The following is a 17583-nucleotide window of genomic DNA, read 5'->3' on the forward strand; positions in this document are numbered from 1 at the left end:
TAAATTCGATAACTTACAAAATGTAAGTAGTGTATATTATTTTTTTGAAAATAATTCGATATACAATTTGGAGGATATACAATGACAAACGACAACTTTTTTGACGTTCTATATGAACGCACATCTACACGTGCATTCAACCCAAATAAAGAAATCTCATCTACAGAATTACATGAGATTTTAAAAGCCGCAGCACAAGCACCTTCCGCTTGGAACTTACAACACTGGAAATTCCTTGTTTTTCAAGGCGAAGATGTACAAAAACGATTACACCCAATAGCTTATAACCAACAACAAATTCTTGATGCTTCTGCAGTAGTCGCTATTTTAGGTGATTTAGAAGCTTATAAAAATGTTGAGCCAGTATATGGTCCAATTGTAGAACAAGGATTTATGAAAGAAGAAGCAAAAGAACGCTTAGCTAAAAATATTGAATCTGCATATGCTCGTGAACAATTCCCAAGAGATGCTGCCTTTTCAAATGCATCTTTAGCAGCAATGCAACTTATGCTTGCAGCTAAAGCAACTGGTTGGGATACTTGTGCTATTGGTGGCTTCAATCCACAAGCACTGACAGACGAATTTAACGTTTCATCTCGTTACGTTCCAATTATGCTTATTACAATTGGTGAATCAACTTTAAAAGGCCACCCTGCACCTCGCATGAGCGTAGAGCAAGTGAGTGAGTGGGCAAAATAATAAAAAAACGAAGGTAACTACGTTGCCTTCGTTTTTTATTTCCTGTCATACTTTTGTAATATTACTACAAATCATTCGACATTTATACTTATGGAAAAGTATATTCTATTCCCTCCTCATAAATAAACGTGACGTTTCGTGTCGAATTTTGTTAAGGTGTTGAAATATACCCGTGTATTTTTGTTACAATTGTGATACAATGATAACAAATAGATAACAAGAGAGGGATTTTCATTGAGTTCATACGGAAGCTTTATCGCACTTTTATGTTACATAGTAACTGTACTGCTTCTATATTTTATTGGTGATGCCGCAAACATCTCCATTTTACAATTTCCAAAAGAAGAAGCATTCCAATTAGAATCAGAAAAACATACTGCACGATCCATTGTGCCACTACTCCTAGCTCTTCCTGTATATATCATCGTTTTATATAAAAGTAAAAAAGTGTAAAGGCTACCCATTTCATTTATTTCGGTGGTTTTTACATTTTTTTGTTATATTCCCCCTATTTTAAACATCATTCCATACTAAACACCCAGCTAGTCATTTAAAATGAGAAAATCCCCTAGAAAAAATTCCACTCTCTGTCCAGTCACTAACTACCGAACTTACATAGATTATAAGTGTGAAGGGGGTGATGAGGATTATGTTTGGATCATTTGGATGCTGTGATAACTTTAGAGACTGTCATCATCGTGAAAGAGAGTGTGACCATCGCGAACATCGCGAGAAAGAGAGAGAAGTAGTTAGACCACAACAACCAGCTGTATGTAACGTACTTGCTAGCATTTCAGTTGGAACAGAGCTTTCTCTTTTAAGCATTAGAGGTAATGGCACTTTCAATAATGTAATTTTTGAAGGTTTCGCTAACGGTGTTGCTCTTTTCTCTGCTTTAGCTCGTAATAACAAAGATAACAAAGATAACAATAAAGACGATAAGAACAATCAAAATCGAAATACTTTTACTGGTATTTTACGTGTATGCCCAACTGATATCGTTGCAATCGCTATCTAATTCTGTCTCTTATCCTCGATAGTAAGCAAATAAGATTTACTTTTCTCATAGAAAAAACCTGAGACCGATTTCAAATCGGCTCAGGTTTTTTTATTGATTATATGCTTTTAACTAGTTCAACAACTTCTTCAGCAGTTGACATCATTAATGCTTTTTCTGCTAATGTTTCCATTTCTGCTTTTGACAACTTGCTTAGCTGTGTTCTTGCAGGAAGAATAGATGTTGCACTCATACTGAACTCATCTAAACCTAATCCTAATAATAATGGGATAGCAAGTGAATCGCCCGCCATCTCACCACACATACCAGCCCATTTGCCTTCTTTATGAGCAGCATCGATAACCATTTTTACAAGACGTAAAATAGATGGGTTATATGGTTGGTATAAGTAAGATACTTGTTCGTTCATACGGTCTGCAGCCATTGTGTATTGGATTAAATCATTTGTTCCGATAGAGAAGAAGTCAACTTCTTTCGCGAATTGATCTGCTAATACTGCTGAAGCTGGGATTTCAACCATCATACCAACTTCAATAGAATCAGAAACAGTTGTACCCGCTTCTACAAGTTTCACTTTCTCTTCTAATAAAATCGCTTTCGCTTGACGGAACTCATCAAGAGTTGCAATCATTGGGAACATAATTTTTAAGTTACCGTATACGCTAGCACGAAGTAATGCACGAAGTTGTGTACGGAACACATCTTGCTCATCAAGACATAAGCGAATTGCACGGTATCCTAAGAATGGGTTCATTTCTTTTGGTAAATGTAAGTATGGAAGCTCTTTATCTCCACCGATGTCAAGTGTACGAACAACGACTGGTTGACCTTCTTTTACACCTTCAAGAACTGCTTTATACGCTTCGAACTGCTCTTCTTCTGTTGGAAGATTGTCACGGCCCATGTATAAGAATTCTGTACGGTATAAGCCAACGCCTTCTCCGCCATTATCGATAATACCTTGTACATCATTTGGTGTTCCGATATTTGCAACAAGCTCAACGTGATGTCCGTCACTTGTTACAGTAGCTTGGTCTTTTAATTTAGCCCATTCAGCTTTTTGCTCTTCAAATTTCGCTTTCTTTTCTTCAAACGAACGAAGAGTTTCTTCTGATGGGTTTACAATTACTTCTCCATCTAAACCGTCAATGATAACGATATCGCCGTTTTGGATTTTCTCCATAACAACTTTCGTACCAACAACAGCTGGAATTTCCATAGAACGAGCCATAATTGCAGAGTGTGATGTACGTCCACCGATATCAGTAGTGAAACCTTTTGCATACTTACGGTTTAACTGAGCTGTATCAGATGGTGTTAAATCTTCAGCAATGATGATTACCTCTTCAGAAATTGTACCAGGATTTGAGAAGTTAATTCCTAGTAAATGTGCAAGAACGCGTTTTGTTACGTCACGAATGTCCGCAGCACGTTCTTTCATATATTCGTTATCCATGTTTTCAAACATAGAAATAAACATTGATGCAACTTCATCCATTGCAAATTCAGCATTTACTTTTTCGCTATTTACTTTATCTTTTACTGGGTTTACTAGTTCTGGATCATTTAACACTAATAAATGTGCTTCAAAGATCGCAGCTTTGTCAGCACCTAGTTCAGCAAATGCGTGGTCCTTAATAGCTTCTAATTCAGTTTTTGCTTTCTCAAGCGCAGCGTCTAAGCGTGCAATTTCTGCAGCTTCGTTTGTAATTGATTTCTTTTCGATGTTAAATTCAGGATTTTCAAGTCTGAAAGCCTTTGCAATAGCAATCCCACTTGATGCAGCGATCCCTTGAATGTTAAGAGTCATTATTCTCCTAATCCTTCGTTTTTCATAGTTTCTTCGATAGCTGCTAGTGCTTGAGCTGCATCATCACCATTTGCAGTGATTTTAATTTCTGCGTTTTGTTGAATGCCTAAAGACATAACGCCCATGATTGATTTTAAGTTAACGTTCTTTCCGTTATACTCTAAGTTAATGTCAGAACCGAATTTGCTTGCAGTGTTTACAAGTAGAGTTGCTGGACGAGCATGAATTCCTGAGTCGCTAGTTACTTTAAAGATTTTTTCCATGATAATTTATCTCCTTTAAATTACAGTATTTTTTAGTTGTATAGACGTGAGTACTACACCATCTATTGTATATAATAGGCGATGTTCGGTCAACCACATCGCCTATTATAATTATAAACATTTTGCGTCAAATTCCTACTGAATGTCAATAATAGCGGTTTCGCCCTTCTTAACATTTCCATCTTTTTTCAATTCGACTTGTTGCCCTTGTTGTAAGTTTGTAAAGACAATTGGTGTAATGATAGATGGTGCATTTTCTTTTACAAATGCAAGATCTACTTTTAATAATGGTTGGCCTTGTTTCACCTTGTCGCCTTGTGCTACAAGCGCTTCAAAACCTTCACCATTTAATTTTACAGTATCAATACCGAAGTGGATTAAAATTTCTTTTCCGCCTTCAGATTGAATGCCAATCGCATGTTTTGTAGGGAATACATTGACAATCTCACCGTTCACTGGAGAAACTACTGTTCCTTCAGTTGGTTCAATTGCAAATCCGTCTCCCATCATTTTTCCTGAGAATACTTGGTCAGGTACTTCTGTAATTGGTAAGATTTTTCCTTCGATTGGTGATACAATTGTTTCATTTTCATCAACTTTTTGAGGAGTTTCTTCCACTTTTACAGGTTCTTCTTTTTCAACATGAGGTGTACGACCTGACATAATATCATGAATTTGTGATTTTAATGTGTCAGATTTCGGCCCGAAAATAGCTTGAATATTATTTCCAACTTCAAGTACACCAGCTGCTCCAAGTTCTTTTAAGCGGTCTTTGTTTACATTCTTTTGTTCGTTAACTTGAACACGTAAACGAGTAATACAAGCATCTAAAGAAGCAATGTTTTCTTTACCACCAAGTGCTACTAATACTTCACGAGGAAGTTCGCCTGCTTCTGCTTTTCCTGCGCCGTCATTTGCATTTGCCACTTCACGACCAGGTGTTTTTAGATTCCATTTGCGAATTGCAAAGCGGAATCCGAAGTAGTAAATAACTGCTAGTACAAGACCAACAATAATTACCCACCACCATGCTGTACGGCCTGGTAATACACCGAATAATAGGAAGTCAATTAAACCACCAGAGAATGTCATACCAATTTTAACACCTAAAATTTGCATTGTCATAAATGATAGACCAGCAAATACAGCGTGAATTCCGAATAATACTGGCGCTACGAATAAGAATGAAAATTCAAGTGGCTCTGTAATACCTGTTAAGAAAGATGTTAATGCTGCAGAACCTAAAATACCTGCTGCTAATTTTTTATTTTCTGGACGTGCTTCATGGTACATTGCTAAAGCTGCTGCTGGAAGACCAAACATCATGAACGGATACTTACCAGTTGTAAATGTACCTGCTGTTAATTCTACACCGTCTTTTAACTGTGCCATAAAGATTTTTTGGTCACCACGGATTAATTCGCCAGCTGCATTTGTATACTGACCGAATTCGAACCAGAACGGTGAATAGAAAATGTGATGTAATCCAAATGGAATTAATGAACGTTCAATTAAACCGAATATAAATGCTGCGATTGTTCTATTTGCATCAATCATTTGATGTGAGAACGTGTTTAAGCCACCTTGAATGTATGGCCAAATGAAGCACATGATAATACCTACTATTAAAGAAAATGTTGCAGTTGCGATCGGTACGAAGCGCTTACCTGCAAAGAAACCTAAGTATGATGGTAATTCAATGTTGAAGTATTTATTATAGCAATATGCCGCTACTATACCGACGATAATACCACCAAATACTCCTGTTTGTAGCGTTGGAATACCTAATACGTTTGCATACGCTGGATCTGCAAATCCAATTTTTACTGGGTCTGCTCCAGAACTTGTTACTTTCACTAGCTTATCTACTTCTAAGAACACACTCATCGTTTTGTTCATAATTAAGTAGCCGACGAATGCTGCTAAACCAGCTACTCCGTCTCCACCAGCTAAACCAATTGCTACCCCAACTGCGAATAATAATGCAAGGTTAGCGAAAATAATATCACCAGATTGTTCCATAATTTTTGCAACCATTACGAACCAATCTGCTTTTAAAGCAGGAATAACATTTGTTAACTGTGGATTTTGAAATGCATTACCAAATCCAAGTAAAATACCTGCCGCCGGTAAAATCGCTACTGGAAGCATTAACGCTTTTCCGACTTTTTGAAGAACACCAAAGATCTTCTTAAACATGGAAACCCTTCCTCTCTTATCTATATTGATACCTTCCGACAAACGCCAAAAAGACATGAGGAAAAAAAGATAGAACGATAGCTATACAAAGGGTAGTATATCCCTTTCTCTAGCTTACATTCCTTACTTTTCTCCACTCATGCCTGATCGAATCAGTAACACGTGTCAAAAATAGGTTTACGTATAAGTTCACTATAATTAAGGCAAACGTTTTCGTTACTCACCTTAATGTGTTTGTCGAAATTTGTATAACTTTGCAATAGTTATTATACATAACTATTGTAAGCGATTCAATCATTTTTTTTAACGTTTTCATTTTAGACAAAAATATATGACTTTTTACACATGCTCTGCCTTCACTAAGCGTTGCAAGTGCATCGTTAAATAAATACTTTCAGCTTCATATACAGGTAGTTGCAACTCTTTTTGCATGACCTTAACTAGCTTCCAAGCCAAGTTATAGCAAACTGGATACTCCGCCTTTAATAAATCAGCAAAACTTTGCGATTCTTCTACTTTTTCTCCTTTTTTCACCCTCTCAATAGCATATTGAAGATGACGAATAAGGCGTAAATAATGAATGCTCTCTTGGTCTAATGTAATTTGTAAGTTTGTCTCAATTAAAGATACAAGTTGTGCAATGAGACGGGAGTTTTGATTAACTGAAGATAAATCAGAATTTGTAAGCGAACTGTAAATGTGAAGTGCAATAAAACCAATTTCTCCTTCTGGCAATGTAATTTGCAAACGAGAATTTAAAAGTTGTACAACACCTTCCGCAATTTCATATTCCTCTGGATAGAGCATTTTTGTTTCAACTAAAAAAGGGTTATCAATTGTAAGTCCTTGTTTTAACCTTTTAATCGCAAATGAAATATGATCCGTTAACGCAATATGAATATGTTCATTTAGTGGAGATTTCGCTTTTTCTTGAATGTACAGCATAATATCGTTCATCAATTCAATTAATTTTTCACTAATATGCGGCACTAATAATTTATATTGTTCACGATCACGTTCATTTTTTAAGACAAACATTTTTTCGATTTGTTCTTGCTCCAATACATCTTTTGCTTTTTTCCCAAATCCAATTCCTTTTCCAATCACTACTACTTCCTCGTGTTCAGGATGGCTAGCAATGATGACATTATTATTTAAAACTTTTTTAATTTCTAGATAATTATTCATATAACACCACCCTCGTACTTAAATAGCCTACTTTCATGTTACAGAATATTCTTCTTTGTCGTCAATGTAAAACATCTGCCATTTAATAAAAATTCATTTTTTAGACATGTTTATATATGATGCGTATAATGTAAGAGCAACTGTACATAGAAAGGAGATAACAGCATGATTAAAATGTTTGTAAGTGATATCGATGGTACAATGATGCAACACGGAGGTCTTATTGATGAACAAGATGTTGCGGCACTACGCAGCCTTGCCGAACAAAATGTTATTCTTTGCTTCGCTTCCGGAAGACTTGATAATGAAATTGCAGACTTAATGAAAGCTGTAAATACAAATTTTCATCGCATTAGTGTAAATGGTGTTTTTGTATATACACATGAAAATAAACAACTATTATCTGCAACTTTTGATTCCAGCATACTTCCCGATTTGTTAGCTATGACGAATGAAGATCCTTATTTCCGTTATGTAAGTGATGAGCATAATTATTACATTGAAGAGAAAACACCTTTTATTCAAGAACTTGAACAACAAGTAACTATGACTTCTGTTGAAGAACCAAACTTACTACAGAAGATTGATGATACGATTTTCCCAAATAAAATTTCTGTCGGTGGAACAAAGGAGAGCTTACAACTCCTTCAGAAAAAAATTGATGAAAAATTCCACGGGAAAGTTAGTACTTTCATCTCAGCAGAACAATGTTTAGATGTAATGCCACCGAATGTTAGTAAAGGCTCTGCCATTTCTGTTTTATTAAATGAGTTTCAAATAAAACCTGAGGAAATTGCTTGTATAGGGGATTCTTACAATGATATTCCTATGTTTTCTTTAACTCCTCACAGTTTTGCTATGTCACAAGCAGATGATGCAGTAAAAAATCACGCTCACTATGTAGTAAATCACGTCAAAGATGCTGTTAACCACGTAATTGCTCATAATAAAAATACGACTCATTCCTTATAAGGATGAGTCGTATTTTTATTTCTTTACATGTTAACCATTTTCAATTCCACTGTACTTCACAAACTGAAATATACTATTTGTTACGTGCGATATTCGTAATAAATTTATAACGATCTCCACGATAAATACATTTCACGTACTCTAGCGGTACCTCACCTTCTGAATATGACCATTGACGCATTACAAGTACAGGCGCCTTTTTAGGAATATGCAGATGTTCAGCTTCATTTTCCGTCGCAACGGAAGCTTCAATTGACTGAGTAGCGCTAACAAGTTTAAAGCCCAGTTTTTTCTCTAAATGTTCATATAAAGATTGTTGCAATATCTCTTCGTTAATATCTTTTACAAGAGCTGGCGACAAATATGTCGTCTCAAAAGCAATCGGTTCATCATCAGCTAAGCGAATACGCCTCACTTCATAAACCGATTCCCCCTCCTGTATTCTCAACCGGTCTGCTATTTTCGCAGTAGCTGGAACTAGGCGGAAACTAAGTAATTGACTACTTGGGTTCATCCCACGAGAAATCATGTCTTCTGTGAATCCCGTCATTCCTTGCAATTTTTGTTCCACTTTCGGAAGTTGGACAAATGTTCCAATTCCACGCTTCCGATATAAATAGCCTTGTTCCACTAAATTATTAATCGCCTGTCTGATTGTCATTCGACTCACTTCGAACTTATCACAAAGTTCATTCTCAGATGGGATTTTATCTCCCGGCTTCCATTCGCCGTCCTCAATTAGCTGTTTCACCCACTCTTGAATCTGATAATAGATCGGAAATGGTGAATACTTGTCGATGTTCATCAGCAATCGCCTCACTGCATAAAGATAGAGCTTCTTGATCAGCGATTACGGTTACATTCGGATGACGTTGTAAAACTGTAGCCGGACACTCTTCACTATATTCACCTTGCAATAATTCTTTAACAGCTTCTGCCTTTTTAGAACCCATAGCAACTAGTAGAACTTGTTTCGCTTTCATAATGCTTCCAATTCCCATTGTAATCGCATGAGTTGGCACATCTTCTTCTTTTTCGAAGAAGCGAAGGTTTGCTTGGCGTGTAGATTCTGTTAATTCAACAATATTTGTTGGAGAATTAAACGGTGTTCCTGGCTCATTAAATCCGATGTGACCGTTTTCACCGATTCCAAGAATCTGTAGGTCAACTGGGTTAGCAGCTAGAATGCTCTCGTAACGTTTGCACTCTTCCTCTAAATCACTTGCCATCCCGTTTGGTACATAAGTTTGTTTAAATGGAAGATGATCAAACAACTGTTCTTGCATGAAATAGTGATAGCTGTTTTTATCTTCATGTGGTAAATTTACGTACTCATCTAAGTTTACAGTGGTTACACGGCTTGTATCAAGTTTATTTTTTCGCATTTCTGCATAAATACCTAATGGAGAGCTTCCTGTAGCCATTCCTAATGTTGGATTTTCTTTTGTTTTTACAACTTCTTCAATTAATTTATAACCTGCTTCTGCTAGTTCTTCTGGAGTTTTTACAACAAGAATATTCATTTAATTACTTCCCTTCCTTCATATGAATTCCTAAACGAACCGTATCATATACATGTAAATCTTCATTCATCACAACAAAGTCTGCATCTTTTCCTACCGCTAATGCACCTTTATTATTTAATCCAAACTCTTCTGCTTGGTTAACTGATGTCATCAGTACTGCATCTTCGATTGAACAACCTGTAAATTCAATTACATTTCGGAAAGCTTGATCCATTTTTAAAATACTACCAGCTAACGTTCCATCTTCTAATCGAGCACTACCATCTTTTACATGTACTGGCTGTCCGCCAAGCTCATATAATCCATCTTCAAGACCCTTTGCACGCATTGCGTCAGTGATAACACTTACTTTTTTTGGTCCTTTTAACTTATATGCTAATTTCACCATATCAGGGTGAATATGAATGCCATCTGTAATTACTTCAACCATTACATCTGGATTTAATAACACATGACCAACAACTCCTGGTTCACGGTGATGTAATCCACGCATTTGATTGTATAAATGTGTCGCATGTGTAATCTTTCTATTTTTTAGTTGCGCATCAATTGCATCTGTATGCCCCATTGTGCCAACTACACCAGTTTCAGCAAGATATTGTTCAAACTCTAACGCTCCCTCTTCTTCTGGTGCATATGTTACTAATTTAATTAAATTCCCACTTGCTTCTTGCCATTGTTTAAATTGCTCAATATTTGCAGGAACGATATGTTCAAGTGGTTGTGCACCTGCACGTTTCTTTGAAACATAAGGTCCTTCTAAGTGAATATATTCGAAATGCGCTCCTTTTTCTTTTGCTTCTTTTGCAGCAGTTAACGCTGCTTCAATTGCCTCTGGAGCTTGTGTCATTGTTGTTGGGAAGTAAGTTGTAACCCCTTCTTTTAACATTTCTTTACCTAGAGTTACTAACCCATCGCTATTTGCATCCATCGCATCAATATCGTATCCACCATGAATATGAACATCGATCATACCTGGAATTACAATCTTCCCTGTAGCATCAAAAACAGTTTCATTTTCTTGTGGTACATATTGAGCCATCAAACCAATTTCTTTAATGGTTTCTGCGTAACGAATAAATCCGTTTTCCACTATTTCTTGACCTGTGTAAATTTTGGCATTGATGACAATTTGCGTTTTCATTTTCATCGATCCTTTCCCATGAATTACCTACTTGTTATTATTACCTTATTCGCCTAGTTCCATCTTAATATACGCACGAGTAGTTGTCTATACATTCTAATGAAATTTCCTTTTTATTCAACAGAAAAGGAAATTTCTTACGTCTCTTATAATTATAATATATATTATTCATTTTTCCAAAAAGGGACAGTATCGCCCCCTAATCTAGAAATCACTTCAATAATGGCATTAACCCGCTAGACTCTAACATAATATGTTCACCATCTGTTTCCATTTCTACTGTACGTTTATTCGTTCTATATACCATTATACCGTGCCTTTTTAAGCGTTTCACTACACTTTGGTGAGGATGTCCATACGGATTACTACTCCCGTACGACAAAATAGCAAACTGCGGTTCCACTTTTTTTATAAACGTTTCACTTGTTGAAGTATATGAGCCGTGATGCCCCACTTTTAACACATCTGCATGGACATCAAATTGTTTTAATATTTCATGTTCTGTCCGTACATCCGCGTCACCCATTAATAAAAAATCCGCTTTTCCATATCGCACCTTTAAAACAATTGAGGATTCATTATTTTCATCTTTTGATTTCCCGTTGTTTAATACTTGTATAGAAACATGTGGATCCAGCGGTATATATTGTCCTTCCTTTACTGAAACGAAAGGTATCCCTCTTTTTTTAATATTATTCCGATACGTATGATAAGTAAGAGAACTATATGTTTTTCCGCTATCTAATATAAGCGATACCGGCATTTGCTCTACAATTGGAATTAACCCCCCTATGTGATCCATATCGGGATGCGTACTGACAATTACATCTAAATGATTAATCCCTTTCTCAATTAATTTCTGAATAATAACCTCTCCTGCTTCATAAGGTCCTCCATCAATTAACATTGTTTGTCCATTTGGCATTATAATAAGTGTTGCGTCACCTTGCCCCACTTTTAAAAAGCTCACTTTCATTTTACTAAGATGTTGCCGATGCATATGTAAAGGAGACGTAGTATGAATGGACATCATATACCTTTTAGCTGATGCGCTATTTAAAGAAAAACATAATAAAACAGAAACTAATAATAAAATAATCCGCATACCTCTCATAACTCGTCTCCTTTTTTCATTTAGTATGGCACTGTAAATAATTGATATACAAAAAAAGCTTAGCAAAATGCTAAGCTTTTATTTCGATATCTCTTGTAAGGAACCGAAGAATAAATCTGCTTCATTCATTTGTTCATTCTCTTCAGAAAGCAGTGGTAAATCATCTAATGTTTTCAATCCAAATGTGTCCAAAAATTCTTTTGTTGTTCCGTATAAAATAGGACGCCCTGGTCCTTCTGCTCTTCCCATTTCTTTTATAAGTAAATGTGAAACCAACGTTTGTAACGCCTTATCGGTTTTAACTCCTCTAATCTCTTCCATTTCAGTCCTTGTGATTGGTTGGCGATATGCAACAATCGCTAAAGTTTCGAGGGCAGCTTGTGAGAGTGAAGCAGCTGTTGGTGTATCTATTAATTTTTGATAATATGAAGCATGTTCTTTCTTTGTAGCAAAACGATATACTTTTGCATACTGTACAATTTGCAAACCACGGTTTGCACCTTCACATTCTTGTTGCATTTCTTCTAAAATATTAATTACTTCATTCATTTCAATTTCAAGAACTTTTGCTATTTGTTCTGGATAAATCCCTTCATCACCAGAAACAAATAAAAGGCCTTCAATAATTGACTTTTGTTCTTTCCTATCCATTTCACGAGCTCCTTCCTTCTATTTTCCCATAAAAATACACATCAAAAAACCGAATCACAATTAATGCGTTCGGTTCAATATTTTTTCTCTTGTTCCAAACGATACATTAAAACATAGCATGAGATAAAATGTTTGTATCCCATTTTCACATACTTGCTCTATGCAGATTTATTAGAGCTTGATACGAAAATTTCATCAAAATTATGTTCTTGCTCAATTATGATTTGTTGATTTTTCATAAGTTCCAGAACTGCTAAAAATGTTACAACCATTATTTCACGTTCATCATCAACAAACAAATCGTAAAAGCTTTGGCGACCACCCTTTATTTTTAACTGCTTTAAAATATCAGTCATTCGCTGTTCAATTGGTATTTCTTGACGAGTAATACGTGTTGTTACAGGTTTTTTTGCCTTTTTACGGCGCATTAATTTTTGAAATGCTGCTAGCATATCATATAACGTAACATCAAGAGGTAAGCTTGTCTCCTCTTCTTGTTGCAACGATGTAAAGTCAATTGGTGGACGTGTATATAGCTGTGCTCTTTCTTGTTCTCTTTCTTTTAACTCAGTAGCAACTTGCTTATATTTCTTATATTCAATTAACCTCTCCATCAATTCTTGACGAGGATCATCTATAAAATCATCACCGTTATCAAGTACATCTTCTTCGTGTTTCGGCAACAACATCTTACTTTTAATTTGTAATAACGTTGCAGCCATTACTAAATACTCACTTGCAACATCTAATTGAAGTTCTTTCATCGTATGCACATAAGATAAATATTGCTCTGTAATATCTGCTACAGGAATATTATATATATCAATTTCATAACGATGTATTAAATGTAACAATAGATCTAACGGCCCTTCAAAAGCCTCTACTTTAAAATTATATTGCACAAAGCATCCCACCACATTTTTTCTATAACAACATAAGTATAGAGCATACTCATGTTCTATCCAACCTTTTTAAGAAATTTAATTAAAAATAGACCGATGCCTATGTCATCATGCCCACCACTTCATATGATAACAGTGTAGTAAGAACAATGTAGGAGGTCAAAAAACTATGGGTCACGTTGATTGTGGTTTTAGCGGTGGGTTCGCATTACTTGTTGTACTGTTTATTTTACTAATTATTGTAGGAGCAGCTTGCTTCTGCTAATATGAACAATAACGGCTAGGGGGAAACCTCCTAGTCGTTTATTGTTCATATTTCTATGATACACTTATATGTATAACCGTTAGATAGGAGCGAGAAAACATGTATCCTACCGAATACATACAATTTTTAATTCATTTCCATGGAGATTATGACTATTTTGAATGCCACGAAATACTAGAAGAGTATTGGAAAACAAAACCAAGAGGTAATCGTGATTATTACTTAGTTGGTCTCATTCAAATCGCAGTTTCTTTATACCACCAAAGACGTGCTAATTGGAATGGTTCCACAAAAATGATGAAAAGCGCAATCACAATTTTAGAAAAAAGCGGTGTGCCTTTACAACGTTTAGGAATTAATCAAGTACAACTTCTTTCCTTGCTCAATGAAAGATTGCAATCTATCCATAAAAAAGAACGTTTTTTACCTTTATTTTTACCCTTATCAGATCCATCGTTAGAGAAGCAGTGCATAGAGTTATGTCAAAAACAAAACCTCTCTTGGAAAGACTTGAATGCTATCCCAGGTGAATATATTATAAACAAGCACACTATGCGTGATCGCACAGAGGTCATTACTGAACGAAACGAACAATTACAAAAAAGAAAGCAGAGATAATAAACTACTTATCTCTGCTTTCACGAATGTATATTTTGTTCTAGCCCTTTACATTTTTCGCAAAAACTTGCCGTTTGCTCATTTCCGCAAATTGTAAACTCAAGAAATTTACTCTTTAACTCTTGAACCATCTTCGTCCCAATCCCCACATGACGGTGAGACGGGTTCACACTCAAATGCTGAATTTCTAATACTTGATTCTCTTTTTTTACAATCCCCATTATTCCAACAAAATCTTCATTTTCTTTCCACAAATACAATTGCCAATCATCTTTTGCTTCATATTCTTTCATTGTCAATTGTAATGTTTTCACATCTTTTTCAGTTGGCATAAACGAAAGAAGCCCCATTGCAATTTTTTCATAACTTTTTTTAAAACGAATTAACATAACCCTTATCCCTTCTTACAAAAGTTACAAACTAGTAATCCCCTCAATCACTCTTTTCATATCACATTCATTTTACAATATTTTCAACAGAGTGAGAAGAGTCTAAAACAACTTGATAATCATACAAAGCGAAAAGAAGAAAGTCAAATCTATGTTTCAGCACTATTCCTTTAATAAATAGAGTTAAAAAAAGAAAATTTTATATGGAATGGAAAGAAACATATCATTCAACAGCACTTCATTTATAGTTACCCTAAAGCAGCACAATTCTAGCAAAATTAATATAACAAAAAATATTTATTGAAATATATAATGTAATGTATTCTATGTAATTGGTTAAAGGTTTGTTCTCACAAGCAATATATTTTAGCAACAATACTACTTGTATGATGAGCTGTAGAAGAAGTACTCAATCTCATTAAAAATAAAAAAGAGAGCAAAAGCTCTCTTTTTCCTTACCTTATTCTTCCCAAACTTTAACTTCTTTCATTACATCGCCTTGACGCATTTTTAATACTGTTTCAATACCGCTTGTTGCTTTACCAAATACAGTATGAACACCATCTAAATGCGGTTGTGGCTCATGAACGATAAAGAATTGGCTACCGCCTGTGTTACGGCCAGCGTGAGCCATAGAAAGTGATCCTACAAGGTGTCTATGAGGGTTTCCATCAGTTTCACATGGAATAGAGTAACCTGGGCCACCTGCACCTGTACCTGTTGGGTCTCCACCTTGGCTTACGAAGCCAGGAATAACACGGTGGAATGTCACACCATCATAAAATCCTTGCTCTGCTAATTTTTTAAAGTTTTCTACTGTTTTCGGTGCTTCTTCTGGGAAAAATTCCAAGTCGATTTTTTCACCGTTTTCCATTAATATGTATCCTAAAGTTTTCATGCGTATATGTCTCCTTTCAATTATCTCAGCACTATATTACCACATTCATGACTAGAAACAAAAAGAATCCGACAATCTAGATACTTCTTTTTTGAAATGTGGAAAAAGCTAGGTGACAAATAAGAAATATATACTATAATAACTTTGTTGCCCGAAAATTTTAGAAAGAGAAAGGGAGCGATTTTTCGTGAAAACGAAATTATTAGCTCTGCTATTAGCTGTAACGGTATTTATGATGCCAACAGCTTCATTTGCAGACATCATCGAGGGAGAATCAATTGTTACATTAGGAGAGAACTTATCCGAACAACAAAAACAAGATCTGTTAAAAGAAATGAAAGCACCAAAAGATGCTACAATTATCACTGTATCTAATGCGGAAGAACATAAATTTCTAGAAGGCATTGTTCCAAAAGCACAAATTGGTACGAGAGCAATTTCTTCTTCTATGATTACATACACAAAACCAGGATCTGGTCTTATTGTACGATCAAAGAACATTAACTGGGTAACAGATGCAATGTACACTAACGCTTTGATTACAGCAGGTGTAAAAGATGCAGAAATTCAAATTACTGCACCTTTTAAAGTTTCAGGAACTGCAGCTTTAACTGGATTAATGAAAGCATACGAAACTGCGTCCAATAAACAAATTCCTGAAGAAGTTAAAAAAGTAGCGAATGAAGAAATGGTACAAACAGCCCAGCTTGGTGATAAAATTGGTGAAGAAAAAGCAGTTCAACTTGTTGCAAAAATTAAAGAAGAAATTGCAAAAGAACAGCCAAAAACAACAGAAGATTTACGTTCATTAATTAAAAAAATTGCTGACCAACTCGGCATTACATTAACAGATGAACAGTTAGATAACTTAGTATCGTTATTTGATAAAATGAAGAATCTTAATATCGATTGGAATCAAGTTGGTAGTCAATTAAACAAAGCAAAAGAACATGTTTCTGCCTTTTTAGGATCTGAAGAAGGGCAAAGTTTTCTAGATAAAGTGAAAGATTTCTTCTCAAGTATCATTGATTTTGTTAAATCTTTATTCAAGTAAAAAAGAAGCCCGCCAATGACGGGCTTCTTTTTTATACAAGTAACGGTAATTTCATAACAGCCTCTTCAACCGAACGCACTATATGATTTGCTTTCTCCTTTACATATGGATGGGCATGATGAAGAGTAAATGAATGCGGGGTTACTTCAAACATAGAAATATCATTGAAAGAATCTCCAATACAAGCAACTTCATTTGCTTCAATTTGCAAATAATCCATTAGTCGCTTTAGAGCACTCCCCTTACTCACGCCTCTTGGCATAATATCAACATAGCGTTTACCTGATATAAAAACTTCCGCTTCGCCTTGAAACGTATCTCGTAGCTCTTGATCTAACGTCACAATTTTCTCTTCTTCTCCAAAAACAAACAATTTTGCAGGGTGTACAGTCTTACCAAACTCTTCTTCTAACGCTTCAATTTCAGCGATATGCACGCCCATATATGCTTCAAAATTATGGTGATGTTCATTCTTCCTTTTTGTATATCGCTGCTCATTTGCACAAACAATATCCGCTAGTCCTTTTTTATGTATATATCGATATATTTCCTGGGCAACCACATTTTCAAAACTCGATTCATGAAATAAATTTCCATCTGGAAGTAACATTGTCGCTCCATTTAAGCCAGTTGTGTAATATGGGAATGCAAACCTTTTTACAACTTCATCAATTCTGTGTGTAAAGCGGCCAGAGGCAAAACAAATATTTGTCCCTTTCTCAGCTAACCAACACAGCGCACGTTCATCTTCTTTTTGCATATGATTCACATCGTAAACGAGCGTGTCATCTAAATCACTTACAAATAATTTAATCATGTCCTCTTCCCCTTTCATACACAATATCTACTCTAAGTGTACACAAAAAATGTTTG

The 17583-nt window shown here is 35.5% G+C and carries 20 protein-coding genes; 7 read left to right on the top strand and 13 right to left on the bottom strand.

The window, feature by feature from the left end; translation table 11 throughout:
* Positions 1–81: 81 nt before the first annotated feature.
* The 3 genes from D1166_RS18070 to D1166_RS18080 all read left to right on the top strand — a co-directional run bounded on the left by D1166_RS18070 (position 82) and on the right by D1166_RS18080 (position 1717).
* Positions 82–699, top strand: coding sequence for a nitroreductase family protein (locus tag D1166_RS18070; RefSeq protein WP_000180372.1), 618 nt, complete (start codon positions 82–84; stop codon positions 697–699).
* A 234-nt stretch (positions 700–933) separates the two neighbouring features.
* Positions 934–1152, top strand: coding sequence for a hypothetical protein (locus D1166_RS18075; protein ID WP_000100485.1), 219 nt, complete (start codon positions 934–936; stop codon positions 1150–1152).
* 196 nt (positions 1153–1348) lie between these two features.
* Positions 1349–1717 (top strand): DUF3915 domain-containing protein, encoded by a 369-nt coding sequence (locus D1166_RS18080; RefSeq protein ID WP_000468039.1) that lies wholly within the window; start codon positions 1349–1351, stop codon positions 1715–1717.
* A 97-nt stretch (positions 1718–1814) separates the two neighbouring features.
* Here the strand turns inward: D1166_RS18080 and ptsP are convergent, their stop codons facing one another.
* The 4 genes from ptsP to glcT form a co-directional block, all read right to left on the bottom strand.
* Complete coding sequence (gene ptsP, locus D1166_RS18085) at positions 1815–3527, bottom strand: phosphoenolpyruvate--protein phosphotransferase (RefSeq protein WP_118043368.1); 1713 nt, start codon at positions 3525–3527, stop codon at positions 1815–1817.
* Positions 3527–3790 carry a phosphocarrier protein HPr gene (ptsH, locus tag D1166_RS18090; RefSeq protein ID WP_000411080.1) on the bottom strand — a complete coding sequence of 88 codons (264 nt, stop codon included), beginning with the start codon at positions 3788–3790 and terminating at the stop codon, positions 3527–3529. Before ptsH ends, ptsP begins: the two co-directional genes overlap by 1 nt.
* 135 nt (positions 3791–3925) lie before the next feature.
* A complete protein-coding gene (gene ptsG, locus D1166_RS18095) occupies positions 3926–5989 on the bottom strand; it encodes a PTS glucose transporter subunit IIABC (RefSeq protein ID WP_000473174.1) in 2064 nt (687 codons plus the stop codon).
* Between the two features lie 339 nt (positions 5990–6328).
* Positions 6329–7177, bottom strand: a complete 849-nt coding sequence (gene glcT, locus D1166_RS18100) for a glucose PTS transporter transcription antiterminator GlcT (protein WP_001067318.1) — start codon at positions 7175–7177, stop codon at positions 6329–6331.
* Positions 7178–7342: 165 nt separating this feature from the next.
* On the opposite strand from glcT, the gene D1166_RS18105 reads away from it, so the two are divergent.
* On the top strand, positions 7343–8149 hold the full coding sequence (locus D1166_RS18105; RefSeq protein WP_000594244.1) for a Cof-type HAD-IIB family hydrolase: 807 nt from the start codon (positions 7343–7345) through the stop codon (positions 8147–8149).
* A gap of 73 nt (positions 8150–8222) precedes the next feature.
* Here the strand turns inward: D1166_RS18105 and phnF are convergent, their stop codons facing one another.
* The 6 genes from phnF to scpA form a co-directional block, all read right to left on the bottom strand.
* The gene (gene phnF, locus D1166_RS18110) at positions 8223–8954 is read right to left on the bottom strand and encodes a phosphonate metabolism transcriptional regulator PhnF (RefSeq protein WP_021727649.1); all 732 of its coding nucleotides are present in this window, start codon (positions 8952–8954) and stop codon (positions 8223–8225) included.
* Positions 8884–9672, bottom strand: coding sequence for a glucosamine-6-phosphate deaminase (gene nagB, locus D1166_RS18115; protein ID WP_001024210.1), 789 nt, complete (start codon positions 9670–9672; stop codon positions 8884–8886). Before nagB ends, phnF begins: the two co-directional genes overlap by 71 nt.
* Before the next feature lie 4 nt (positions 9673–9676).
* Positions 9677–10819 carry an N-acetylglucosamine-6-phosphate deacetylase gene (nagA, locus tag D1166_RS18120; protein WP_001987227.1) on the bottom strand — a complete coding sequence of 381 codons (1143 nt, stop codon included), beginning with the start codon at positions 10817–10819 and terminating at the stop codon, positions 9677–9679.
* A gap of 211 nt (positions 10820–11030) precedes the next feature.
* The gene (locus tag D1166_RS18125; protein WP_001214829.1) at positions 11031–11933 is read right to left on the bottom strand and encodes a ComEC/Rec2 family competence protein; all 903 of its coding nucleotides are present in this window, start codon (positions 11931–11933) and stop codon (positions 11031–11033) included.
* A gap of 78 nt (positions 11934–12011) precedes the next feature.
* Complete coding sequence (gene scpB, locus D1166_RS18130) at positions 12012–12584, bottom strand: segregation/condensation protein ScpB (RefSeq protein WP_000375170.1); 573 nt, start codon at positions 12582–12584, stop codon at positions 12012–12014.
* 158 nt (positions 12585–12742) lie between these two features.
* Complete coding sequence (scpA, locus tag D1166_RS18140; RefSeq protein WP_001199753.1) at positions 12743–13486, bottom strand: segregation/condensation protein A; 744 nt, start codon at positions 13484–13486, stop codon at positions 12743–12745.
* 169 nt (positions 13487–13655) lie between these two features.
* On the opposite strand from scpA, the gene D1166_RS18145 reads away from it, so the two are divergent.
* Both D1166_RS18145 and D1166_RS18150 read left to right on the top strand, forming a co-directional pair.
* Entirely contained in the window at positions 13656–13751 is a 96-nt protein-coding gene (locus tag D1166_RS18145) for a YjcZ family sporulation protein (RefSeq protein ID WP_000510194.1), read from the top strand.
* 99 nt (positions 13752–13850) lie between these two features.
* Complete coding sequence (locus D1166_RS18150) at positions 13851–14369, top strand: DUF309 domain-containing protein (protein WP_000283606.1); 519 nt, start codon at positions 13851–13853, stop codon at positions 14367–14369.
* A 20-nt stretch (positions 14370–14389) separates the two neighbouring features.
* Here the strand turns inward: D1166_RS18150 and ribT are convergent, their stop codons facing one another.
* Positions 14390–14758, bottom strand: a complete 369-nt coding sequence (gene ribT, locus D1166_RS18155) for a GNAT family N-acetyltransferase RibT (RefSeq protein WP_000908401.1) — start codon at positions 14756–14758, stop codon at positions 14390–14392.
* A 460-nt stretch (positions 14759–15218) separates the two neighbouring features.
* Entirely contained in the window at positions 15219–15656 is a 438-nt protein-coding gene (locus D1166_RS18160) for a peptidylprolyl isomerase (RefSeq protein WP_000853782.1), read from the bottom strand.
* A 187-nt stretch (positions 15657–15843) separates the two neighbouring features.
* Between D1166_RS18160 and D1166_RS18165 the strand changes: the two genes are divergently transcribed.
* The gene (locus tag D1166_RS18165) at positions 15844–16710 is read left to right on the top strand and encodes a DUF1002 domain-containing protein (RefSeq protein ID WP_000850515.1); all 867 of its coding nucleotides are present in this window, start codon (positions 15844–15846) and stop codon (positions 16708–16710) included.
* A 31-nt stretch (positions 16711–16741) separates the two neighbouring features.
* On the opposite strand, the gene D1166_RS18170 is transcribed toward D1166_RS18165, so the two are convergent.
* On the bottom strand, positions 16742–17545 hold the full coding sequence (locus D1166_RS18170; protein ID WP_002062280.1) for a Cof-type HAD-IIB family hydrolase: 804 nt from the start codon (positions 17543–17545) through the stop codon (positions 16742–16744).
* Positions 17546–17583: the final 38 nt, after the last annotated feature.

Source organism: Bacillus sp. ISO11 (assembly GCF_003458115.1).
In the GTDB taxonomy this organism is placed as follows: Bacteria; Bacillota; Bacilli; order Bacillales; family Bacillaceae_G; genus Bacillus_A; species Bacillus_A cereus.

Bases quoted from the DNA above. Each gene is read 5' to 3' on its own strand.
- D1166_RS18080 (WP_000468039.1), top strand. From the start codon at position 1,349: ATGTTTGGATCATTTGGATGCTGTGATAACTTTAGAGACTGTCATCAT.
- nagA (WP_001987227.1), bottom strand. From the start codon at position 10,819: ATGAAAACGCAAATTGTCATCAATGCCAAAATTTACACAGGTCAAGAA.
- D1166_RS18160 (WP_000853782.1), bottom strand. From the start codon at position 15,656: ATGAAAACTTTAGGATACATATTAATGGAAAACGGTGAAAAAATCGAC.
- D1166_RS18145 (WP_000510194.1), top strand. From the start codon at position 13,656: ATGGGTCACGTTGATTGTGGTTTTAGCGGTGGGTTCGCATTACTTGTT.
- D1166_RS18070 (WP_000180372.1), top strand. From the start codon at position 82: ATGACAAACGACAACTTTTTTGACGTTCTATATGAACGCACATCTACA.
- ptsG (WP_000473174.1), bottom strand. From the start codon at position 5,989: ATGTTTAAGAAGATCTTTGGTGTTCTTCAAAAAGTCGGAAAAGCGTTA.
- D1166_RS18150 (WP_000283606.1), top strand. From the start codon at position 13,851: ATGTATCCTACCGAATACATACAATTTTTAATTCATTTCCATGGAGAT.
- ptsH (WP_000411080.1), bottom strand. From the start codon at position 3,790: ATGGAAAAAATCTTTAAAGTAACTAGCGACTCAGGAATTCATGCTCGT.
- D1166_RS18170 (WP_002062280.1), bottom strand. From the start codon at position 17,545: ATGAAAGGGGAAGAGGACATGATTAAATTATTTGTAAGTGATTTAGAT.
- ptsP (WP_118043368.1), bottom strand. From the start codon at position 3,527: ATGACTCTTAACATTCAAGGGATCGCTGCATCAAGTGGGATTGCTATT.
- D1166_RS18105 (WP_000594244.1), top strand. From the start codon at position 7,343: ATGATTAAAATGTTTGTAAGTGATATCGATGGTACAATGATGCAACAC.
- phnF (WP_021727649.1), bottom strand. From the start codon at position 8,954: ATGAACATCGACAAGTATTCACCATTTCCGATCTATTATCAGATTCAA.
- ribT (WP_000908401.1), bottom strand. From the start codon at position 14,758: ATGTTAATTCGTTTTAAAAAAAGTTATGAAAAAATTGCAATGGGGCTT.
- nagB (WP_001024210.1), bottom strand. From the start codon at position 9,672: ATGAATATTCTTGTTGTAAAAACTCCAGAAGAACTAGCAGAAGCAGGT.
- glcT (WP_001067318.1), bottom strand. From the start codon at position 7,177: ATGAATAATTATCTAGAAATTAAAAAAGTTTTAAATAATAATGTCATC.
- scpB (WP_000375170.1), bottom strand. From the start codon at position 12,584: ATGGATAGGAAAGAACAAAAGTCAATTATTGAAGGCCTTTTATTTGTT.
- D1166_RS18125 (WP_001214829.1), bottom strand. From the start codon at position 11,933: ATGAGAGGTATGCGGATTATTTTATTATTAGTTTCTGTTTTATTATGT.